The 21328-nt window shown below is 66.8% G+C and carries 18 protein-coding genes and 1 tRNA gene; 15 read left to right on the top strand and 4 right to left on the bottom strand.

Going from position 1 to position 21328, the window contains the following annotated elements; translation table 11 throughout:
* Nucleotides 1-96 precede the first annotated feature (96 nt).
* The 6 genes from AC52GN_RS10415 to AC52GN_RS10390 all read left to right on the top strand — a co-directional run bounded on the left by AC52GN_RS10415 (nucleotide 97) and on the right by AC52GN_RS10390 (nucleotide 8562).
* Nucleotides 97-2271 carry a malate synthase G gene (locus tag AC52GN_RS10415; protein ID WP_496527000.1) on the top strand — a complete coding sequence of 725 codons (2175 nt, stop codon included), beginning with the start codon at nucleotides 97-99 and terminating at the stop codon, nucleotides 2269-2271.
* A 316-nt stretch (nucleotides 2272-2587) separates the two neighbouring features.
* Nucleotides 2588-3088, top strand: a complete 501-nt coding sequence (locus AC52GN_RS10410; protein ID WP_278070671.1) for a hypothetical protein — start codon at nucleotides 2588-2590, stop codon at nucleotides 3086-3088.
* 216 nt (nucleotides 3089-3304) lie between these two features.
* A complete protein-coding gene (locus AC52GN_RS10405; RefSeq protein ID WP_452111528.1) occupies nucleotides 3305-4066 on the top strand; it encodes a hypothetical protein in 762 nt (253 codons plus the stop codon).
* 237 nt (nucleotides 4067-4303) lie between these two features.
* Nucleotides 4304-5092 carry a fimbrial biogenesis chaperone gene (locus AC52GN_RS10400; RefSeq protein ID WP_291776519.1) on the top strand — a complete coding sequence of 263 codons (789 nt, stop codon included), beginning with the start codon at nucleotides 4304-4306 and terminating at the stop codon, nucleotides 5090-5092.
* Between the two features lie 603 nt (nucleotides 5093-5695).
* The gene (locus AC52GN_RS10395; RefSeq protein ID WP_496526999.1) at nucleotides 5696-7636 is read left to right on the top strand and encodes a fimbria/pilus outer membrane usher protein; all 1941 of its coding nucleotides are present in this window, start codon (nucleotides 5696-5698) and stop codon (nucleotides 7634-7636) included.
* 17 nt (nucleotides 7637-7653) lie between these two features.
* Nucleotides 7654-8562: a hypothetical protein gene (locus AC52GN_RS10390; RefSeq protein ID WP_312218181.1), complete on the top strand. Its 909-nt coding sequence runs from the start codon at nucleotides 7654-7656 to the stop codon at nucleotides 8560-8562.
* A 94-nt stretch (nucleotides 8563-8656) separates the two neighbouring features.
* Here the strand turns inward: AC52GN_RS10390 and AC52GN_RS10385 are convergent, their stop codons facing one another.
* Nucleotides 8657-9088, bottom strand: a complete 432-nt coding sequence (locus AC52GN_RS10385; RefSeq protein WP_496526998.1) for a hypothetical protein — start codon at nucleotides 9086-9088, stop codon at nucleotides 8657-8659.
* Nucleotides 9089-9292: 204 nt separating this feature from the next.
* Nucleotides 9293-10636 carry an MFS transporter gene (locus AC52GN_RS10380; RefSeq protein WP_312218178.1) on the bottom strand — a complete coding sequence of 448 codons (1344 nt, stop codon included), beginning with the start codon at nucleotides 10634-10636 and terminating at the stop codon, nucleotides 9293-9295.
* A gap of 187 nt (nucleotides 10637-10823) precedes the next feature.
* Here AC52GN_RS10380 and cyoA point away from each other — a divergent pair, with 187 nt between their 5' ends.
* The 7 genes from cyoA to AC52GN_RS10345 are packed head-to-tail and all read left to right on the top strand — an operon-like array spanning nucleotide 10824 to nucleotide 17811.
* On the top strand, nucleotides 10824-12044 hold the full coding sequence (gene cyoA, locus AC52GN_RS10375; RefSeq protein WP_496526997.1) for a ubiquinol oxidase subunit II: 1221 nt from the start codon (nucleotides 10824-10826) through the stop codon (nucleotides 12042-12044).
* Between the two features lie 14 nt (nucleotides 12045-12058).
* The gene (gene cyoB, locus AC52GN_RS10370) at nucleotides 12059-14071 is read left to right on the top strand and encodes a cytochrome o ubiquinol oxidase subunit I (protein WP_496526996.1); all 2013 of its coding nucleotides are present in this window, start codon (nucleotides 12059-12061) and stop codon (nucleotides 14069-14071) included.
* Nucleotides 14072-14075: 4 nt separating this feature from the next.
* Nucleotides 14076-14720 (top strand): cytochrome o ubiquinol oxidase subunit III, encoded by a 645-nt coding sequence (gene cyoC, locus AC52GN_RS10365; protein ID WP_453988292.1) that lies wholly within the window; start codon nucleotides 14076-14078, stop codon nucleotides 14718-14720.
* The gene (gene cyoD / locus AC52GN_RS10360; RefSeq protein WP_496526995.1) at nucleotides 14717-15112 is read left to right on the top strand and encodes a cytochrome o ubiquinol oxidase subunit IV; all 396 of its coding nucleotides are present in this window, start codon (nucleotides 14717-14719) and stop codon (nucleotides 15110-15112) included. Before cyoC ends, cyoD begins: the two co-directional genes overlap by 4 nt.
* A gap of 25 nt (nucleotides 15113-15137) precedes the next feature.
* The gene (locus tag AC52GN_RS10355) at nucleotides 15138-15905 is read left to right on the top strand and encodes an SURF1 family protein (RefSeq protein WP_496526994.1); all 768 of its coding nucleotides are present in this window, start codon (nucleotides 15138-15140) and stop codon (nucleotides 15903-15905) included.
* Entirely contained in the window at nucleotides 15905-17251 is a 1347-nt protein-coding gene (locus AC52GN_RS10350) for an ATP-binding protein (RefSeq protein WP_496526993.1), read from the top strand. Before AC52GN_RS10355 ends, AC52GN_RS10350 begins: the two co-directional genes overlap by 1 nt.
* 23 nt (nucleotides 17252-17274) lie before the next feature.
* Nucleotides 17275-17811, top strand: coding sequence for a response regulator transcription factor (locus tag AC52GN_RS10345; protein ID WP_346487404.1), 537 nt, complete (start codon nucleotides 17275-17277; stop codon nucleotides 17809-17811).
* 169 nt (nucleotides 17812-17980) lie between these two features.
* Here the strand turns inward: AC52GN_RS10345 and AC52GN_RS10340 are convergent, their stop codons facing one another.
* Both AC52GN_RS10340 and AC52GN_RS10335 read right to left on the bottom strand, forming a co-directional pair.
* Nucleotides 17981-19192 (bottom strand): CaiB/BaiF CoA transferase family protein, encoded by a 1212-nt coding sequence (locus AC52GN_RS10340; RefSeq protein ID WP_496526992.1) that lies wholly within the window; start codon nucleotides 19190-19192, stop codon nucleotides 17981-17983.
* Between the two features lie 87 nt (nucleotides 19193-19279).
* Nucleotides 19280-19355, bottom strand: a tRNA-Lys gene (locus AC52GN_RS10335).
* A 197-nt stretch (nucleotides 19356-19552) separates the two neighbouring features.
* Here AC52GN_RS10335 and AC52GN_RS10330 point away from each other — a divergent pair.
* The gene (locus AC52GN_RS10330) at nucleotides 19553-20968 is read left to right on the top strand and encodes an amino acid permease (protein WP_496526991.1); all 1416 of its coding nucleotides are present in this window, start codon (nucleotides 19553-19555) and stop codon (nucleotides 20966-20968) included.
* Nucleotides 20968-21321, top strand: a complete 354-nt coding sequence (locus tag AC52GN_RS10325) for an Hpt domain-containing protein (RefSeq protein ID WP_496526990.1) — start codon at nucleotides 20968-20970, stop codon at nucleotides 21319-21321. The genes AC52GN_RS10330 and AC52GN_RS10325 overlap by 1 nt, the downstream gene beginning before the upstream one ends.
* Nucleotides 21322-21328 lie beyond the last annotated feature (7 nt).

Genomic DNA, 21328 nt, shown 5'->3' with positions numbered 1-21328 from the left:
CTCTCATCATTGCAGATTTTGCAAAGATAAGCCGCTTTCTTCGCCGTGGATAGCGGCAGCCATTAGGGCGTAGTCTTCAGGCTGAAGGAGACCGCCATGTTCGACGCCCCCACGACTCCCGCCGACGCCTATGTCCGCCACGGCAGCCTGAAGGTCGCCGCCGAGCTTGACGCTTTCGTGCGCGATCAGGCGACGCCGGACACGGGCGTGAGCGCCGAGGCCTTCTGGGCCGGGGTTGAGGGGCTGCTGGCCCAGTTCAGCCGTCGCAACCGCGACCTGCTGGAGCGCCGCGATGAACTGCAGGGCAAGTTGGACGACTGGCACCGGGCGTATCCGGGCCAGCCGGATCAGACGGCCTATCAGGCCTATCTGCGTGAGATCGGTTATATTGAGTCCGAGCGCGACGGCGTGCAGGCCGAGACGGCGAACGTCGACCCCGAGATCGCGACCCTGGCCGGGCCGCAGCTGGTCGTGCCGCTGACCAACGCCCGCTATCTGCTGAACGCGGCCAATGCACGCTGGGGCAGCCTGTATGACGCGCTTTACGGCACGGATGCGCTGGGCGAGGCGCCCAGGGCGGGCGGCTATGACGTCGAACGCGGCGCTCGCGTCATCGCCCGCGCCCGCGCCTTCCTGGATCTGGTCGCGCCGCTGGCTGAGGGCGGTCATGCCGAGGCGGTCGGCTATCGCGTCGAGGACGGGCGGTTGGTCGTCGACCTGTCCGGCGGGCGTGAGACGGGCCTGGCCGATCCGGCCGTCTTCGCCGGTCATGCGGGCGAGGCGGCGGCGCCGTCGGGCGTCCTGCTGCGCCACAACGGCCTGCATCTGGAGATCGTCATCGACCGCGCGCACCGCATCGGCAAGGGCGACCCGGCGGGCGTCGCCGATGTCGCCGTCGAGGCGGCCCTGTCGGCCATCGCCGACGCCGAGGACAGCGTCGCCGCCGTCGATGCGGCGGACAAGCGGCTGGTCTACGCCAACTGGCTGGGTCTGATGCGCGGCGATCTTCAGGCCGATTTCGAGAAGGACGGCCGCACGGTCGAGCGGCGGCTGAACCCGGACCGCCTCTATACGGCGCCCGACGGATCGACGCTGGCGCTGAAGGGGCGCAGCCTGATGCTGGTGCGCAACGTCGGTCTGCACCTGACGACCGACGCCGTGCTGGACGCCCACGGGCGCGAGACGCCCGAGCATCTGCTGGACATCGCCATGACGGGCCTGATCGGCCTGCATGACCTGCGCCGTCCGGCTGAGGCGCGCAACAGTCCGGCGGGCTCGGTCTATGTGGTGCGGCCCAAGATGCACGGCTCGGACGAGGTGGCCTTCGCCGACGACCTGTTCGGCGCGGTGGAGACCATGCTGGGCCTGCCCGCCCTGACGCTGAAGATGGGCATCATGGATGAGGAGCGTCGCACCAGCGTCAACCTGATGAACTGCATCGCGGCGGCGAAGGGCCGGGTGGTCTTCATCAACACCGGCTTCCTGGATCGCACGGGCGACGAGATCCACACGGTGATGGAAGGCGGTCCCGTCGTGCGCAAGGAGGCGGTGCGTGAGACCGGCTGGATCAAGGCCTATGAGGATCGCAACGTCGACATCGGCCTGAAGGCGGGCCTGTCGGGCCGGGCGCAGATCGGCAAGGGGATGTGGGCCGCGCCCGACCGCATGGGCGACATGCTGGCGGCCAAGGCGGGCCACCCGCGCGCGGGCGCCTCGACGGCCTGGGTTCCGTCGCCGACCGCGGCGACCCTGCACGCCCTGCATTATCACGAGGTCGACGTCTGGGCGCGTCAGGTTGAGATCGCCAAGCGCGCGCCGACCGGCCTGACGCCCCTGCTGACCCCGCCGTTCGCGATCGCGACGCCGGGCGCCGACGAAATCCGGCAGGAACTGGACAACAACGCCCAGGGCATCCTCGGCTACGTCGTGCGCTGGGTGGATCAGGGCGTGGGCTGCTCCAAGGTGCCGGACATCCACGACGTGGGCCTGATGGAGGACCGGGCGACGCTGCGCATCTCCAGCCAGCATCTGGCCAACTGGCTGCGCCACGGCGTCACGACCGAGGACGAGGTCCTGGAGGCGTTGAAGCGCATGGCCGTGGTGGTGGATCGTCAGAACGCGGGCGATCCGGCCTATCGTCCTCTGGCGCCCGCCTATGACGGCCCGGCGTGGCAGGCGGCCTGCGATCTGGTGTTCAGGGGGCGGGAGCAGCCCAACGGCTATACCGAACACCTGCTGACCCACTGGCGGCGCAAGGCCAAGGCGGGCTGACACGAGGAAATATCCTCACAATCCCAAAATGAAACATTTACTTGCCCGCGCCAGAGCTTCGCACTAGAGAGCTTGGCGTTAACGTTTCATTAACCTTTACTGGCGGGGCGCGTTTGTCGCTCGTCCGGTTGGTTGTGTGCCAAAATGGGATGGCACGCCTCTTGGAACGCTGACCAGCGAACCCTGTCTGTGTGGACGGGGCGGCCGCAGGGGCGGCCACGGGAGGCGAACGTTGGGTGGGACCGCAAGGACAAGAAGTGCGCGCCGGGCGACGGCCGGTCGGCGTCTGATGCGTATCGGCGCCTTGGCGGGCGGCATGCTCGTCGCTCTTTCGGCGGCGGCCGCCCAGGCGGATTCCATCGAGAGCGCGACGGGATTCGACGTCCTGGTAACCGGGCGGATCGTCGCCGACTGCCGCCTCTCCGGCGGGGGCGTCATCGACTTCGGGGAACTGACCGGCAATGAGGTCGTGACGGCGGACCTGGGTCTCCGTTGCAACGTGCCCTTCGATCTGAGTTTCGAATCCGCCAGCGGCGGGTTGGCTCATGTGGCCAAGCCTCGGGGCGAGGGGCCTTTCGCCGGGACCCTCCGCTACACCCTGAATGTCGCCGTTCCGACCCTTGCGCCGCAAGACGGCATGATGAGCGCGGCCTATTCAAGCGCCGAGCTGACGGCCCGCAAGACCTTGAGCAGCGGCGACGCGATCGCTGCGGGCGGCGGTCGACTGCAGATCCGAACTCAGCCGCCCGAAGGGGCCGGGCTGCTGGCTGGTGATTACGCTGAGACTCTCAGCGTTACAATTCAGCCTAGAGTTTAGTAAAAAGCCTAAGTTAACGTCAGTAATATTCGGCCTATTTGGTCGTATAATGCGGCAATTTGCTTTCGCCTTAGAAGAGAAATTCAAAAATCGACTATAGAACGTCGATTTTTTTCTTGACCTAGTCTTTTACAGTTCGTTACCATCCAAGGCAGATCGAGGGCGCTTTCAGTCTCGGTCGCTGGGATTTCAAAAACCTCGCTTGGAGAAATCATCATGAAGATCGCTACCCTGCTGGCCGGCGTCGCTGCCGTCGCCCTGACCGCCTCGGCCGCTTCGGCCGACACCATCAACCGCGGCCAGACCACCCTGCCGATCGTCGGCACGCAAAACGTGTCCGGCGGCAACTTCCTGGAAAACATCGCTGCCGGTCTGAACCGCGCGAACGCTCAGAATGGCGACTCGGCCATTTCGTCGTGGCACGCCTTCGGCGGCGCGCAGGGCGACAACGGCACGGCCGCCGGCGACGACGGCGCGACCTTCACCCTGAAGGGCATGGTGTCGACCGACTGCGCCTACTACTCGGGCAGCAGCACCTCGCAGACGATCGATTTCGGCACGATCGGCATCTACGCCTCGGACAACACGGGTCCTGCGGCGGCCTTTGACATGACCGCCCCGGCCAATGTCACGATCGATAGCAACCTGGCGGGCTGCAACACCTCGAACACCGTCACCCTGTCGAAGTCGGACATCCGCGGCCTGGTGAACAACAGCTCCGCCGGCTACGACACCAACGTGTTCCAGGCGAACCTGCCCTTCTCGGTGACCGCCAACTACACCGCCGGCGACGTCGGCGTGGCGGGCTCGGCTTCGGCGACCTCGCTGGTTCTGCCGACCGGCTCGAACTCGGTCAGCAAGCAGCACGGCGCCTGGAAGTCCGCCATGGCTCTGAACGTCAACATCCCGGTCCCGTCCAAGTCGTTGCTCGCCGGCAGCTATGAAGGCGATCTGACCGTCAACATCGCCGCCTTCTAAGCGACGACGTTCATACCGATTGCGCGCGGCGCGGCCTGGCCGCTCCGCGCGTTTTCTTTTCAGTGATCAACGGTTGTTAGACTGCCTCGATGTCGCCCCAAGGCGCGGCATGGCGGGCGGTTTTGCCTGGGCGGCCGAAAGCGGACGCCTTTGGATGGGGTTTGGGGAGCGTCGGTGATGGTGCGATTGAGCATACGTATGCCGCGGCTGGGACGGTTGCTCCGGGGCGCTGCGGTCGTGATCGCGGGGTTCCTGGTCGTGACGTCGGCCTGGGCCATGCGGGTGTCGCCGATGGTGTCGGAGCTGACGACGTCGGGCGCAGGATCCGCCGCGCGCATCGAAGTGGGCAATGTCGGCTCGGCCGCCCTGCCGTTCGAAACCCGCATCACGCGCATGGACATCGACGCCGACGGCAATATCGTCGAGACGCCGGCGGATGAGGACTTTCTGGTCTTTCCGCCTCAGGGCGTGGTGCCCGTCAGCGGTCGGCAGGTCGTTCGCGTCCAATGGATCGGCGATCCGGCGATCGACGTATCGCGCGCCTATTATCTGTGGGTGAAGCAACTGCCCGTCGCCACCGACCCGGACGTGGCCGAGGGGGGCGGCGCGGTGGCCGTCCAGGTGCTCTACACCATGAAGGCCCTCATCGTGGTGGCGCCCCCGGGCGCCCAGCCCAAGGTCGAGATCGTTTCGGTCAGGCCCGCGATGGTCACGCCTCCCGCGCCTGAGATAGATCCTTCGCTCACGGGCGGCCAGCCCGTCGCGGCGCCTCCGGCGGAGCCGGGCGTCGAGATCGTCGTCGCCAACAGCGGCAAACGCTACGCCCTGATGAGCGGCGCCACCTGGATCGTCGAAGGGACGGACAAGGCCGGTCAGCCGTTCCGTCGCGAATACAACAGCGATGAAGTCTCCCAGACCGTCGGCGTCGGATATCTGGCGCCCGGCGGGGGCCGTCGCACGTTCAAGCTGCCGACGGGCGTTGAACTGGACCCGGCGAAGCCCGTGACCCTTCGGTTCGGGCGCTGACCATGAGGGGGGCGAGGATCAGGGGGACGGCGTCGCGCCTGGCGCTGATCGCAGCCATGCTGGCGGCGTCGACGGCTGCGGCCCAGGAAGGGCAAGCCGAGGACGGGCAGGCCGTCGCTGCAAGCCAGACGACCGGTGCTGCGCAGCCGCGGCCCAACATCAACCCCTACGACCGCGACATCGCCATGACGGTGCCGCTGAACTTCAACAGCCGGGTGCTGGGCGAGATGCCGGTTCTGCTGACGCGCGACGACCGCTTCATCGTCGAGAGCGCGGGGTTCCAGCGTCTGATCAACCCCTTGCTGACGCCTGAGGCCCAGGCGGAACTGGCGGCGCGGCTGGAAGGCGTGGAGTCTTTCGCGCCCGAGGAAATCAACACGACAGGCATTCGCCTGGAATACGACCCCGATCAGTTGGCGGTGCTGGTGCTGCGCATCGATCCGACGAAGCGCTCGGTGGAGTCGCTGTTCCAGGGCGGTCGACCCGACGATCCCGGCGTCGCGCCCGAGGACTTCTCGGCCTATCTGAACACCAACATGTTGGTGCAGCGGCGCAATCTCGACCGGCGAGGTCGGAACGCCCAGTCTTTATCTGAATGGCGCGATGCGCTTCCGGAACTTGGTCTTCGAAACCGACGTCCAGGGACGAGAGGACCTGCTCACCGGCGATTACGAGGTCGACCGGCGCTACGCGCGCTTCGTCTACGATCAGCCCGAAGCCTTCCGTCGCTGGTACCTCGGCGACCTGGATCCCGAGACGCGGGGCCGACAGGGCTACGTCCAGATGGGCGGCGTCGGCGTGGCGCGCCAGCGGCAGCGCTTCGAGAGTTTCCGCAACAACGTCCTGGCGGGCGGGCGACAGCTGGTCCTGCAGGAAGCCTCCACGGTCCGGGTCCTGCGCAACGGCGTCTTCGTCCGCGAGTTTCGCCTAGATCCGGGCCAGTACGACCTCTCCAACCTGCCGCTCGAAACCGGCTCGAACGACGTCCAGCTGGAGATCCAGAATGAATCGGGGCGGATGGAGACCGTCTCCTACAGCGCCTATCTGGACGCCATCGACCTGGAGCCGGGCGACTATGAATACGGCGCCTATCTGGGGGTGACCAACTCCGGACTGTTCGGCACGCCGGACTACAGCGACGGGGAGCTGGCCTTCACCGGCTACTGGCGCAAGGCGTTCGAGAACCGCCCGGCGCTGGGCATAGGGCTGCAGGCTTCGGAAGAGGTGCAGAACCTGACCGGCCAGACGCAGGTGATCCTGAAGAACGGCGCGCGGGCGCGTCTCGACCTGTCGGTCAGCAACAGCGACTACGGCCAGGGCTACGCCTATGCCCTGAGCTATGACCTGGCCGTCGACCGGGGCGACACCTACGACAGCTGGACCTTCGTGGCGGACTATACCTCCGAGGACTATTCGAGCCTGGGCAACGCCTCGGGCCAGAACCCGATTTCGTGGATCTTCACGGGGGCCTATTCGCACCGCTTCTCGGCGGATTGGCTGGCGAACGCGACGGCCTCCTACCGCATGAGCCGCAGCACCTTCATGGACGATTCCTACACGCTGTCGGCCACGACCACCTATCGGGTGACGCCCGCCTGGGGGCTGCAGTTCGGGACGGAGTATACGGACTACGGCAACCGCTTCGGGACGACGCGCGACGGCTTCGGCTTCACCATCGCCCTGATCTGGTCGCCGCGATACGATCGGCGCGGCGAGGCGCGTTATAATCCGGCGCGCAATCCCGGCAGCATGCGCTTCCAGCAGTCGAGCGAGAACCGCGTGGGATCGTGGGGCTACTCGGTCCAGTCCACCTATGACGACGGTCCCGGCACCGTCTCGGGCCAGCTGGACTATGTGGGCAACCGTTTCGACGCCAGCCTGTCGCACACGGCGTTCGGCGAGAGCTTCAGCAGCATCTCGGACGAGCAGGTCACCACCCTGCGCATCGGCAGTTCGATCGCCACGACCGGGGGTCGGGCGGCGATCGGGCGGAACATCTACGACAGCTTCGCCATCGTCTACCCGCACGACACGCTCGGGGATCACCCGGTGATCGTCGGCGAGTCCTTCCAGGGCGGGGCCTATACGTCGCGCAGCGGCGCCCTGGGGCCGGCGCTGTCCAACACCCTGACCTCCTATGTGAACCAGTCGGTGCGCTACGACGTGCTGGACGTCCCGCTGGGCTATGATGTCGGCGACGGCGTGCTGCGCGTTCGGCCCGCCTACAAGAGCGGCTATTCCATCCAGGTCGGCAGCGACGCCTTCGTCTCCGCCCTGGGACGGATCGTGGGCAACGGCGGCCGGCCGGCGGCCCTGCTCTCGGGCCGCGTGCGTCCCGCGGACGAGCCGAACGCCGAGCCCGAACTGTTCTTCACCAACTCGGTCGGCCGTTTCGCCGTCCAGAAGCTGAAGCCGGGCAAGACCTATCGCGTTGAACTCTTCACCAGCCCGGCGGCGGGTTTCGAGTTCACCGTGCCGGCCGACAACGAGGGCTTGCTCGACATGCAGACCGTAACCCTGCCGATCGACGTGCCGGAAGAATAACGGGAAGGAAGAAGAACATGATCGCCGGAGATGCTCGTAAACTGGCTGTCGCCGCCGTGGGCGCCCTGGGCGTCCTGGGGCTGGCCGGCCAGGCTTCCGCCCAGGCCAAGTGCAACCTGAGCCTGGACCCCGCAGTCGACCAGTGGGTCATTCGCTATAACCCGCTCGAGGACGACGCCGCGTACCGCACCTTCGACATGGCGCTGGTCAACACGGGTCAGACGCCGTGCAACGGGCGCTTCAGCGTCTCACTGCGCGGTGAGCCGTTCGGCCTGGGAAGTCCCGGCAGCAGGGTGCGCGTGCCCTACGCCATGCGCGATGAGCAGAGCACCGCCGATATCACGCCCCGTTCGGGGGTGAGCGGCATCGTCACGGGGGCCCAGATTCATGTGCCCAAGGAAGGGCGCGAACTGGCCCGGATCGGCGTGGCCGTCCGCCCGCCCGCCAATCTGCCTTACGGGCGCTACAGCCAGGTCGCCTATATCGCCCTGCAAGCGGCCAACGGCGAGGTCCATGCCGAACGGCCCGTGACCATCGTTCTGGAAATGGCGGCGGCCGCCATGATCGGCCTCAAGGGCGAGTTCACCCGACAGAACGGCGTGCCGACGATCAATCTGGGCGAACTGAATGAGGGGACGCGGGCGCTCAACACCTCGGTCTACGTCCACAGCACGGGCGGATATCGCGTGTCCGTCACGTCTCAGAATCTGGGCAAGCTGCGTCAGGCGGGCACCGCCTGGGCCATCGACTATGGGCTGCAGATGGGCTCCCGGCAGGTCAATCTGACGGCGCCGTACAGTTTCGACGTGGCCTCGGCTCAGGCGCGTAACGACGACTATCCCCTGACCGTCCGCATCGGCGATACCTCCGGCAAGCGGGCGGGGGACTACAGCGACACCCTGACCTTCACCGTCGCGGCGATCTGATCAGCGGGGGCGAGGCCGTTCGCCCCTGAGCGGCAAATGAAAACGCCCCGCAGAGCGATCTGCGGGGCGTTATCGTTTGAGGACTATGAGCCTGTCAGATCGGCTGGATCGTCAGGGCGAGGATCAACGGCTCGTCCAGTTGAACGTCGTCGAAGCGGTAGTCGACGGTCCGAATGGTCGCCATGCTGGAGCGGCGCAACTCCAGAAGGCCGGTTTTGGTCAGATCCAGCGAGCGGTCGCCGTAGATGATGCGGGCCTTTTCGGTCTCCGCCAGGGGGCGGTACTGGGCCGAAACGGTGAAGCCGCCGGGGCTGTTGCAGGCCTCGATCACCGAGCCCATGCGGCCGGTTTCGACCATGACGGTTCGATCGGGGCGCACCCAGCAAGCGACCGGCACGGTGGCGCGCAGCTTGTAGGAATGTCCCGCTGTCGGACCTGCGGCCGCGATCTGGGGCGCCGCCGCCATTGTAAGGCCGGCGGCTATCGCCAGAAGCGCACGGCGTTTTGCCTGCATCAGCTTGGTCATGACGTCCTCATCACCCTTGATTTCCAGGTGACGATACTCGGCCGCTGTTAACGTCAGGCGATCAGACAGACTTAGCGGGCGCTTAAGTCCTATCGTAAACGGCCGATAACCTTATCGAGGCGAAGAGACCCGCAGATGTCACAAGGGCGGCGCGCTCCTCCGAACGCGCCGCCCTTGATCATGAGGCGACGTCCGATCCGGCGGTCAGGCCTTGGCGCTCGCGCGCTCCTTGGCCAGTTCGCGATTCAGCCACAGGGCCAGAAGGGTGCAGATCGCGCCCGACAGCAGATAGGCGCCGCCCGCCACCAGGCCGAACCGGCCCGACAGGGCCAGGGCCGCCAGCGGGGCGAAGCCCGCGCCGAACAGCCAGGCCAGGTCCGAGGTCAGCGCCGAGGCGGTATAGCGGTTGGCCAGGCTGAAGCTGGAGGCGATGGCGCCCGAGGCCTGGCCGAACGACAGGCCCAGCAGGATGAAGCCCAGGATCATATAGGTCAGCTCGCCCGCCGGGCCGCCGTCCAGAAGCTGGGGCGCGAAACCCGAGAAGGCGGCGATGCCCGCAGCCGTGACCGCCAGCAGGGCGCGGCGGCCGTAGCGATCGGCCAGCCAGCCCGAGGCCAGAATGGCGAACAGGCCGAAGACGGCGCCGATCAGCTCGATCATCAGGAAGCGGCTGGGCGCCTCATCGGTGTAGAGAAAGACCCACGACAGCGGGAACACCGTCACCATGTGGAACATGGCGAAGCTGGCCAGGGGGGCGAAGGCGCCGATGATGATGTCGCCGCCTTCCTCGCGCACGGCCTTGGTCACGGGCGCGGGGTGCAGCTCCAGAGTCTCGAAGGCCGCCTGGAAGGTCGGCGTCACCACGATGCGCAGGCGCGCGAACAGGGCCACGACGTTGATGGCGAAGGCCACGAAGAAGGGATAGCGCCAGCCCCAGTCCATGAAGTCGGCCGCCGACAGCTTGCTGAGGAAATAGGCGAACAGGGCGCTGGCGACCATCAGGCCGATCGGGGCGCCCAGCTGCGGCACCATGGCGTACCAGCCGCGTCGCTTCTCGGGCGCGCTGACGGACAGCAGGGAGGCCATGCCGTCCCAGGCGCCGCCCAGGGCCACGCCCTGACCGATCCGCAGGGCGATCAGCATGGCGGCCGACCAGTGGCCGACCTGCTCATGTCCCGGCAGGAAGCCCAGGCAGACGGTCGACAGGCCCAGCAGGAACAGGGCGATGGTCAGCTTGGTCCCGCGCCCGAAGCGCCGGTCGATGGCGATGAACAGGGCCGTGCCGAACGGCCGGGCGATGAAGGCCACGGCGAAGACGGCGAAGGACAGCAGCGTCCCGACCAGCGGTCCCGCATAGGGAAACACCAGCTGTGGAAACACCACGACCGAGGCGATGGCGTAGACGAAGAAGTCGAAGAACTCCGACGTCCGGCCGATGATGACGCCGATGGCGATTTCGCCCGCGTCGATTTTGCCGTCTCGCGCGTTGATCCGGCTGGCGTCCCGCTCGAGGGGCTCTGAAGAAGGCGCGCCGCTGGCTGCGTTCATGACCGATGAGGCTCCAGGAACCGGGGCGCACGCGCGCCCGCGACAATAGAATGTTGGAACGGCCCCTTTGCTCCCGATGGTCGGCGCAAGGGATAGGGCAGATTGTCCAATGTCGCCTGTTCGGGGGCGGGGTTACGGGGCCTGCACGATGACCGCGACCTCGCCTCGAACCTCGACTGGAGCCGCCGTGCGCCGACTGCGCCCCCTGTTGCTGTTGCCTCTTCTGGCCTTGCTGCCCGGCTGCGAGGCCGTGGTGCTGTCGCCTGCCGGCGACATCGCCGCCCAGCAGCGCGACCTGCTGGTCATGTCCGTCATATTGATGCTGATCATCATCATTCCGGTGATGATCCTGACCGTCTTCTTCGCCTGGAAATACCGGGAATCGAACAAGGAGGCCCGTTACGAACCGGACTGGGACCACTCGACCCATCTGGAACTCGTGATCTGGGCCGCGCCGTTGCTGATCATCATCTGCCTGGGCGCCATCACCTGGGCCGGGACGCACCTGCTGGACCCCTATCGCCCGCTGGACCGCGTGGCGGCGGGACAGGCCGTGGCCGAGGATCACCGCCCGTTGCAGGTCGAGGTGGTGGCCATGGACTGGAAGTGGCTGTTCATCTACCCCGAATACGGCATCGCCACGGTGAATGAGCTGGCTGCGCCGGTCGATCGGCCGATCCGCTTCCACATCACCTCGACCGGGGTGATGAACTCCTTCTACATCCCCGCCCTGGCCGGTCAGATCTACGCCATGCCGGGCATGGAGACGAAGCTGCACGCCGTCATCAACCGTCCGGGCGAATACGTCGGCTTCTCGGCCAACTATTCCGGCGACGGCTTCTCGAACATGCGCTTCGCCTTCCACGGCCTGGACGAGGCCGGCTTCGACCAATGGGTCGCGGGCGTGCGCGCGGCCGGCCAGGGGCTGGACCGCGAAACCTATCTGGAGCTGGAAAAGCCCAGCGAGAAGGTGCCCGTCATCCACTACGCCTCGGTCGACGATCGCCTGTTCAACGCCGTGGTCAATATGTGCGTCGAGCCGGGCAAGATGTGCATGGGCGAGATGATGGACATCGACCGCAAGGGCGGCCTGGGCCTGACGGCGGTCAAGAACACCCTGCCGCTTGTCTATGACAAATACGCCCGTCGCGGCGACGCCGTCTTCGGCGCCGGCGAGTCCTATGTGCTGACGATCTGCACCCCGCTGGAGGCCGAGGCCGCCGCCGTCGAGGCCGCCCGTCGCCGTCAGGCCTTCGGCGAGGACGTCGCCCGCGACACGCCTCTGAACCGCGTCATGGGGCAGGGGCTTGAGCGCCCCGGCCGCGCCGGTGCTTCGTCCGGCGAGCGGTTCGCCTCCCTTTTCACCGCGCCTTCCACGGCGTCCGCGCCCGCCGCGTCGCAATCCTGAGCGCCTGAACGATCATGACCGTCGAACATTCCACATCGCCGCTTCTGGGTCGGTTGAACTGGGAGTCGCTTCCGTTCCACGAGCCCATCCTGGTCGCCACCTTCGCCGTCGTCGTCATCGGCGGTCTGGGGGTGCTGGGCCTGGTCTCCCGCTACAAGCTGTGGGGCTATCTCTGGACGGTGTGGTTCACCACCGTGGACCACAAGAAGATCGGGATCATGTACATGATCCTGGGCCTGATCATGTTCCTGCGCGGCTTCGCCGATGCGGTGATGATGCGTCTGCAGCAGGCGATGGCCTTCGGCGGGTCAGAGGGCTACCTCAACGCCCACCACTATGATCAGATCTTCACCGCCCACGGCGTGATCATGATCTTCTTCGTGGCCATGCCCATGATCACCGGCCTGATGAACTATCTGGTGCCGCTGCAGATCGGGGCGCGGGACGTCTCCTTCCCCTTCCTCAACAACTTCAGCTTCTGGATGACCACCATGGGGGCCGTGCTGGTCATGGCCTCACTGTTCATCGGCGAGTTCGCGCGCACGGGGTGGCTGGCCTATCCGCCGCTGTCGGGCATCGGCTACAGTCCGGGCGTCGGCGTCGACTACTACATCTGGGCGCTGCAGATCGCGGGGGTAGGGACCACCCTGTCCGGCATCAACCTGATCGCCACCATCGTGAAGATGCGCGCGCCGGGCATGGGCCTGATGAAGATGCCGGTCTTCACCTGGACCTCGCTGTGCGCCAACATCCTGATCGTGGCGTCCTTCCCGATCCTGACGGCGACGCTGGTCCTGCTGTCGGCGGACCGCTACATCGGCACCAACTTCTTCACGAACGACTTCGGCGGCAACCCGATGATGTACGTGAACCTGATCTGGATCTGGGGCCACCCCGAGGTCTACATCCTGATCCTGCCGCTGTTCGGCGTGTTTTCCGAAGTCACCTCGACCTTCTCGGGCAAGAAGCTCTTCGGCTACACCTCCATGGTCTATGCGACGGTGGTCATCACCATCCTGTCCTACCTGGTGTGGCTGCACCACTTCTTCACCATGGGCTCGGGCGCGTCCGTGGATTCCTTCTTCGGGATCACGACGATGATCATCTCGATCCCGACAGGGGCCAAGTTGTTCAACTGGCTGTTCACCATGTACCGCGGCCGCATCCGGTTCGAGCTGCCGATGATGTGGACGGTCGCCTTCATGCTGACCTTCGTGATCGGCGGGATGACGGGCGTCATGCTGGCGGTGCCGCCGGCGGACTTCGTGCTGCACAACTCCCTGTTCCTGATCGCCCACTTCCACAACGTCATCATCGGCGGGGTGCTGTTCGGCCTGTTCGCCGCCATCAACTTCTGGTGGCCCAAGGCCTTCGGCTTCCGGCTGGAGAAGAAGTGGGGCCTGGTCAGCTTCTGGTGCTGGGTGGTCGGCTTCTGGATGGCCTTCATGCCGCTGTACGTCCTGGGCTTCATGGGGGTGACGCGGCGGATGCGGGTCTTCGACGACCCGGCCTATCAGATCTGGTTCGTCATCGCGGGCGTCGGCGTGGCCGTCATCGCCGTCGGCATCCTGGCCATGCTGATCCAGTTCGCCGTCAGCATCATCCATCGCGACAAGCTGCGCGACGAGACCGGCGACCCCTGGCTGGGCCGCACGCTGGAGTGGGCCACCTCGTCGCCGCCGCCGGACTATAACTTCGCCAAGACGCCGATCATCCACGACAGCGACGCCTGGTGGGACATGAAGACGCGCGGCTATGAGCGTCCGACCGAAGGCTTCAAGCCGATCCACATGCCTGCCAACACCGGGGCCGGCTTCATCCTGTCGGCGCTGTCGCTGATCGTCGGCTTCGCCCTGATCTGGTACATCTGGTGGCTGGCGGCGGCGGGCTTCGCCGCCCTGATCGCCTACGCCATCTTCCACACCTTCAACTACAAGCGCGACTACTACATCCCGGCCGAGACGGTTCAGGCGACCGAGGACGCGCGCACCCAGGCCCTGACGGCCGCAGCAGCGACGCAGGGGTGATCCGATGAGCCACGCACCAACCCTCAACCCCGACTATGTCGACGAGGCCGGGCGGCCGATCTTCCACCCGGTCGAGGAGCCGCACCACCCGGAAGGCCACAGCACCATGCTGGGCTTCTGGATGTATCTGATGAGCGACTGCCTCATCTTTGCGATCCTGTTCGCCGTCTACGCCGTGCTGGGCGGCAACTATGCGGCCGGTCCGGCGCCCAAGGATCTGTTCGACCTGCCGCTGGTGGCGCTGAACACCTCCATGCTGCTGTTCTCGTCGATCACCTACGGCTTCGCCATGCTGGCGATGTACCGCAACAAGGTCGCGCAGACGCAGGTCTGGCTGGCGGTCACCGGCCTGTTCGGCCTGTGCTTCCTGGGGATCGAGCTCTATGAGTTCGCCCACATGATCCACCTGGGCGCGACGCCCCAGCGCAGCGGCTTCCTGTCGGCCTTCTTCATCCTGGTGGGCACGCACGGCCTGCATGTCACCTTCGGATGCATCTGGCTGGTTACCCTGATGGTGCAGGTGGCGCAGAAGGGCCTGATCCAGGCCAACCGGCGCCGCCTCATGTGCTTGAGCCTGTTCTGGCACTTCCTGGACGTCATCTGGATCGGCGTCTTCACCTTCGTCTATCTGTTCGGGATGCTGCGATGAGCGCCGAAGCCCACAACGAGCACGCCGTGGCTCACGACGATCACCACGGCGATCATCATGCCGATGGGCATGATCACGGCGCCTACAGAAGCTATCTGATCGGCTTCGGCCTGTCGGTCGTGCTGACCGCCATTCCCTTCTGGCTGGTCATGGCCGGGGTGCTGGCGCCGCAGCTGACGGGCCTGATCATCACCGCCTTCGCCGTGGTGCAGATCGTGGTCCACATGATCTTCTTCCTGCACATGAACCACAGGTCTGAGGGCGGGTGGAACATGCTGGCGCTGATCTTCACCCTGGTGATCGTGGTCATCGCCGTCGCCGGGTCGGTCTGGGTCATGTATCACCTGAACACCAACATGATGCCCGTCCACGACATGCAGGGGATGGGCTGAGCCCTCTCGCACGCGGAGACGCCGCTTGACGTCATCTTCGGCCCCTGAACCCGCCGCCCGTCCGGCGTCACGCCGTCGAACGGTCGCGGGACTGGCGGCCTTCGCCGTGCTGATCGCGGGCTTTTCGGCGTTGGGCGTCTGGCAGGTGCAGCGCCTGGCGTGGAAGCAGGACCTGATCCGTCAGGTCGACACCCGCATCCATGCCGACCCCGTTCCGGCGCCGGGGCCTGCAGGCTTCGACGCCGTGACGCGCGAGGCGGACCAGTACCGCCGCGTCACGGCCAGCGGCCGGTTCCTGCATGACCGCGAGGCGCGGGTGAAGGCGGTGACGGACCTGGGGCCGGGCTTCTGGGTCGTCACGCCGCTGGCGGATGCGCGGGGCTTCACCGTCCTGATCAACCGGGGCTTCGTCCCCGCCGAGCGAACGGCCCCTGAAACCCGCGCCGAAGGTCAGGTCGACGGCCCGGTCTCCATCACCGGCCTGTTGCGGATCACCGAGCCCAAGGGCGGCTTCCTGCGCGACAACGATCCGGCGTTTGATCGCTGGTTCTCGCGCGATGTGGCGGCGATCGCCGAGGCCAAGCGGCTGGAGGGAGCCGTCGCGCCCTACTTCATCGACGCGGACGCGACGCCCAATCCCGGCGGCTGGCCCCGCGGCGGGCTGACGGTGGTGCGGTTCGCCAACAGTCATCTGGTCTACGCCCTGACCTGGTTCGGGCTGGCGCTGATGTCGGCGGGCGGCGCCGTTCTGTGGCTGCGCGACGAGCGGCGCCGCAGAAGGGGAGGGCGATAGTGCAGACCCAGACTCTCAGCCGCTTCGCCCGCACGGTTCTGGGCATGGACGCCAACGCCGAGACGCCGGTGTCGCCGGGCGCGGCCGGACGGCGCAACATGCTGCTGCTGATCCAGCTGAGGTGGCTGGCGGTGATCGGCCAGGTGGCGACCATCGTCATCGTCCATTGGGGACTGGGGATCAGCCTGCCGCTGGGGCCGCTGCTGCTGGCGCCGACGGCTCTGGCGGTGATGAACCTGGTCAGCGCGCCCGTCACCCTTCGGCGCAAGGTGGTCACCGACCCCGAGATCCTGCTGGCCCTGTGCGTCGATGTGGCGGCGCTGAGCTGGCTGCTCTACTTCAGCGGCGGGGCGACCAATCCGTTCGCCGCCCTTTACTTGATGCAGGTGGTGCTGGCGGCGGTGCTGCTGCGGCCGGTCTACGCCTGGGGCTTCGTGCTGGCGACCGGCGCCTGCCTGGCCTTCCTGGCGATCTGGCGTCAGCCGCTGGACCTGCCCGCAGGGGCCGATGCGCGGCTGGGCCTGATCCAGCAGGGCGCCCTGATCAACTTCATCCTGATCGCCGTGCTGCTGGTGGCCTTCGTCACCCGCACCAGCCGGAACGTGCGCGCCCGCGACGCCTATCTGGCCGAGGCGCGGCAGCAGGCGGCGGAACAGGACCACATCGTGCGCATGGGGCTGCTGGCTTCGGGCGCGGCGCATGAGCTCGGCACGCCCCTGGCCTCGCTTTCGGTCATTCTCAGCGACTGGCGGCGGATGCCCGCGCTGAACCGCGACGAGGATCTGGCGCATGACATCGAGCAGATGCAGGCCGAGGTCGAGCGCTGCAAATCCATCGTCACCAACATTCTGATGTCGGCGGGCGAGGCGCGCGGCGAGGCGCCGACCGTCACCACCCTGAAGGCCTTCCTGCAAGAGATCATCGCCGAATGGTCCGACAAGGCGGGCGACGCCCTGGGCGTGACCCTGGACGGCCCGGCGCCCGGCAACCCCAGCATCATCGCCGATCCGGCCCTGAAGCAGGTGTTCAGCGCGCTGCTGGACAACGCCCATGAGGCCGGGGCGCGAAATCTGGAGGTGCGGGCCGCCGCCGACGCGGGCGGGCTGTTCATCGCCTTCGAGGATGACGGCCCCGGCTTCCCTGCGGCCATTCTGGAGAAGCTGGGCCAGCCCTATCAATCGACCAAGGCGCGCGCCGGCGCGGGATTGGGGCTGTTCCTGCTGGTGAACGTGGTGCGCAAGCTGGGCGGCACGGTCGTGGCCGCGAACCGACCGAGGGGGCAGGGCGGCGCTGCCGGCGCCGTGGTGCGTCTGACCTTGCCGATCGACGCCCTGGCCCCGAGATAAGGGGTCTGGAAAGAGGGAATGAGATGACCGACGACCCCCGCCAGCTTCTGATCGTCGAGGATGACGAGTCCTTCTCCCGCACCCTGCGTCGGTCGTTCGAGCGGCGCGGTTATCAGGTCGTGTCCGCCCACAGCCACGACCAGATGGTCGAACTGCTGAAGACGCATCATCCCGACTACGCCGTGGTGGACCTGAAGTTGGGAACGGCGTCGGGCCTGACCTGCGTGCAGACGCTGCACGCCTTCGATCCCGACCTGGTGATCGTGGTGCTGACCGGCTTCGCCAGCATCGCCACGGCGGTCGAGGCCATCAAGCTGGGCGCGCGCCACTACCTCGCCAAACCGGCGGGCACGGACGACATCGAGGCGGCCTTCGGTCGCGAGGCGGGCGATCCCGATGCGCCCCTGACCGCTCGCCCGACCTCGATCAAGACGCTGGAATGGGAGCGCATCCACGAAGTCCTGGCCGAGACCGACTTCAACATCTCCGAGACGGCGCGCCGCCTGGGGATGCACCGCCGCACCCTGGCGCGGAAGCTGGAGAAGCGGCAGGTGAGCTGACTTTTCGGTTTCCGCTCATCCTTTTTCTCTTACGCCGTCATTCTCGGGCTTGACCCGAGAATCCAGCCCCGCAACGGCTGAACAGGCATGGGGTTGAGGCGGTCGCCGTCATGCTTGCTGGATTCTCGGGTCAAGCCCGAGAATGACGGCGTGAGAGAGAGAACGGACGTCAGTCCTTTGGCGCCAACGCCCCCAACACCGCCTCCGTATCCTGCCCGAGCCTCGGCGGCGGGGCGTCGTATCGCACGAGCGTCTTCGACAGGCGGATAGGCGAGGCGACGGTGCGGACGGGATCAGCCAGGTCGGGCCGGGTCTGCTCGACCGTCAGGCCGCGATGGATCGCCTGAGGCTCGGCGAACACCTGGTCGATGGTGTTGACCGGACCGCAGGGCACGCCCGCCGCCTCCAGCGCCTGCATCAGACCCTGCATGGTGAAGCCTTCCGTCTTCGCGGCGATCAGAGTCCCCAGCGCCTCGCGCTCGGCGACCCGCAGGGCGTTGCTGGCGAAGCGGTCCTCGATCTCCAACCCCAGGGCGCCGCACAGGGCGCGGAACTGGCCGTCATTGCCGACGGCGATGATCACCATGCCGTCCGAGCACGAGAAGGGCTGATAGGGGGCCAGATTGGGGTGGGCGTTGCCCATCCGCGTCGGCGCGGTCCCTGAGACGAACCAGTTGGTCGCCTGATTGGCCAGCATGGCCGCCTGGACGTCGAACAGGGCGATGTCGACGTGCTGCCCCTCGCCGATCGCCCGCGCGTGCCACAGCGCCGCCAGGATGGCGTTGGAGGCGTAAAGGCCGGTGAACAGGTCCACGACCGCCACCCCGACCTTCATCGGCTCGGCGCCCGGCGCGCCGTCGGGCTGGCCTGTGATCGACATCAGCCCGCCCATGGCCTGGATCATGTAGTCGTAGCCGGCCCGGTGCGCGTCCGGCCCATCCTGGCCGAAGCCGGTGATGGAGCAATAGACCAGCTTCGGATTGACCGCCGCCAGCGCGGCGTAGTCGAGGCCGTACTTCTTCAGCCCGCCGGTCTTGAAGTTCTCGACCACCACGTCGCAGGTCGCAGCCAGGCGACGCACGGCCTCGGCGCCGTCTGGGCTGGCGATGTCCAGCTCGACCGACTTCTTGCCTCGGTTGGCGCACAGGAAATAGGCGGCGTCGCCGGGCGCGCCGTCGGCCGTCGTGGTGAAGGGCGGGCCCCAATGGCGGGTGTCGTCGCCGGCGCCCGGCCGTTCGATCTTGATGACCTCGGCCCCCAGGTCGGCCAGCGTCTGCGTCGCCCACGGCCCGGCCAGAACCCGCGACAGGTCCAGCACGCGCACCCCGTGAAGCGGGCCATAAGAGGAAGGGGCGGCGGGAATCGAGGCGGCGTCAGACATGCCCGCCTTCTAGCAGAAAGCGGGCGCAGCCGGATGGCCTCGCGCCGAGGCGCGACGATCATTCAATGCATGAAAAGAAGGAGACGATGGTGGGTGATCACAGGTTCGAACTGTGGACCCGCTGATTAAGAGTCAGCTGCTCTACCAACTGAGCTAATCACCCGTACCGTCGTCTGCGCCCTTGGTGTGGCGCCGGTCCTTCGCTGCGGCGCTGATGGCCTCGGCGAAGGGCGCTCCTATTACTCGCACCCGGGGGGAGGCGCAAGCGTCAAATGCGTCTTTTATCGTGATTGCATCGCGCGCTAAGGTCGCGCCTTGAATCAGCCGCCGGAAAGACGCGGCGAGGGGGAGTAAAAGATTATGGCGTTCTGGAACCGTCGTCGCTCGATCGACGCGATGCTGGCCCCGCATTCGGGGCCGGGGCTCAAGAAAACCCTGAGCTGGCCGCACCTTATGGCGCTGGGCGTCGGCGCCATCGTCGGCACCGGCATCCTGACCCTGATCGGGGTCGGGGCGGGTCTGGCGGGTCCGGCGGTGCTGATCAGCTTCGCCCTGGCCGGTCTTGTGTGCGCCTGCGCCGCCCTGGCTTACGCCGAGCTTTCGACGATCATGCCCGCTTCGGGCAGCGCCTACACCTATTCCTACGCCGCGCTGGGCGAGATTTTCGCCTGGGTCGTAGGGTGGAGCCTGATCCTGGAATATTCGCTGGTCGTGTCGACGGTGGCCGTCGGCTGGTCCGGCTATGCCGTGCCCTTCCTGGCCGGACTGGGTATCGACCTGCCGTTCGCCCTGACCGTGGGACCGCACGTCGAGGGCGGGCTGATCAACCTGCCGGCCATCTTCATCATCGCCATTGTGACCGGCCTGCTGCTGCTGGGCACGAAGGAAAGCGCCACGCTGAACGCCGTGCTGGTGTTCGTGAAGATCGCCGCCCTGGTGGTGTTCGTGGCCATCGCCATGCCGCACTTCGATACGGCCAACTTCACCCCCTTCATGCCGCACGGCTTCGGCGCGCCCTTCGTGCAGACAGGGGTCATGGCCGCGGCCGCCATCATCTTCTTCGCCTTCTACGGCTTCGACGCCATCGCCACGGCGGCCGAAGAAACCAAGAAGCCCGAGCGCGACCTGGCCATCGGCATCGTCGGCTCGATGGTGATCTGCACCGTCCTCTATATCGCCGTCGCCGCCGCCGCGATCGGCGCCGCCCCGGTCGCCAGCTTCGCCGACAGCCCCGAGCCTCTGGCGCACATCATGCGCGGCCTGGGCCAGGGCGTCGCCGCCCAGTGGATCGCCGCCGCCGCCGTGATCGCCCTGCCGACCGTGCTGCTGGCCTTCCTGTTCGGTCAGAGCCGCATCTTCCTGGGCATGTCGCGCGACGGACTGCTGCCCAACCGCCTGGCCAAGATCTCCAAGCGCGGCGTTCCGGCCGTGGTGACGATCTTCACCGCCATCGTCGTGGCCTTCCTGGCCGGCATCATGCGCCTGGACGAGCTGGCCTCGCTGGCCAATGCGGGCACCCTGATGGCCTTCATGGCCGTGGGGGTCAGCCTGATCGTGCTGCGCGTGCGTGAACCGAACCGCGAGCGCAAGTTCAAGGCGCCGCTGTGGTGGCTGGTCGGCGGCATCGCCATCATCGGCTGCATCGTCTTCTTCTTCAGCCTGAAGAGCTCGACGCAGCTCTACTTCCTGCTGTGGAACCTGTTCGGTCTGGCCGTCTATCTGATCTGGTCGTCGCGCAACTCGCGCCTGGCCAAGGGCGAGGAGTCCGAGGCCTGATGGCGAGACGCGACCTGTCGGGGGCGGTGGATTTCACCGTCCTCGAAGCCATGACGGCGGGCATGGATGATGTGACGGAAGAAGTGCTGGGCCTGTTCGCCGAACAGGCCCGCATGTGGTCGGCCATGCTGGACGCCTCCAGCGAGGGTTGGCGCGACGCCGTTCACACCATCCGCGGCGCCGGGGCTGGCATCGGGGCCAAGGCTCTGGCCCAGGTCTGCGAAGAGGTCGAGTTCGGCGAACACGCTGCCGCGGACGCCGGGCTGGAGCGGGTGAAGACGGCGCTGGACGCGGCCCTGGCCGATGTGGCGGCCTATCGCCATGAACTGGCGTTGAAGAGCCTCAAGGGCTGAGGCCCTT

The sequence above is a fragment of the Brevundimonas sp. SS2672 genome (genome assembly GCF_059579685.1).
The sequence above is the reverse complement of the archived record's forward strand: the minus strand, read 5'-3'. Positions and strand labels throughout refer to the sequence as shown.

Coding starts and splice junctions, on each gene's coding strand:
- AC52GN_RS10415 (WP_496527000.1), top strand. CDS start 97: ATGTTCGACGCCCCCACGACTCCCGCCGACGCCTATGTCCGCCACGGC.
- AC52GN_RS10410 (WP_278070671.1), top strand. CDS start 2,588: ATGCTCGTCGCTCTTTCGGCGGCGGCCGCCCAGGCGGATTCCATCGAG.
- AC52GN_RS10405 (WP_452111528.1), top strand. CDS start 3,305: ATGAAGATCGCTACCCTGCTGGCCGGCGTCGCTGCCGTCGCCCTGACC.
- AC52GN_RS10395 (WP_496526999.1), top strand. CDS start 5,696: ATGCGCTTCCGGAACTTGGTCTTCGAAACCGACGTCCAGGGACGAGAG.
- AC52GN_RS10390 (WP_312218181.1), top strand. CDS start 7,654: ATGATCGCCGGAGATGCTCGTAAACTGGCTGTCGCCGCCGTGGGCGCC.
- AC52GN_RS10385 (WP_496526998.1), bottom strand. CDS start 9,088: ATGACCAAGCTGATGCAGGCAAAACGCCGTGCGCTTCTGGCGATAGCC.
- AC52GN_RS10380 (WP_312218178.1), bottom strand. CDS start 10,636: ATGAACGCAGCCAGCGGCGCGCCTTCTTCAGAGCCCCTCGAGCGGGAC.
- cyoB (WP_496526996.1), top strand. CDS start 12,059: ATGACCGTCGAACATTCCACATCGCCGCTTCTGGGTCGGTTGAACTGG.
- cyoC (WP_453988292.1), top strand. CDS start 14,076: ATGAGCCACGCACCAACCCTCAACCCCGACTATGTCGACGAGGCCGGG.
- cyoD (WP_496526995.1), top strand. CDS start 14,717: ATGAGCGCCGAAGCCCACAACGAGCACGCCGTGGCTCACGACGATCAC.
- AC52GN_RS10345 (WP_346487404.1), top strand. CDS start 17,275: ATGACCGACGACCCCCGCCAGCTTCTGATCGTCGAGGATGACGAGTCC.
- AC52GN_RS10340 (WP_496526992.1), bottom strand. CDS start 19,192: ATGTCTGACGCCGCCTCGATTCCCGCCGCCCCTTCCTCTTATGGCCCG.
- AC52GN_RS10330 (WP_496526991.1), top strand. CDS start 19,553: ATGGCGTTCTGGAACCGTCGTCGCTCGATCGACGCGATGCTGGCCCCG.
- AC52GN_RS10325 (WP_496526990.1), top strand. CDS start 20,968: ATGGCGAGACGCGACCTGTCGGGGGCGGTGGATTTCACCGTCCTCGAA.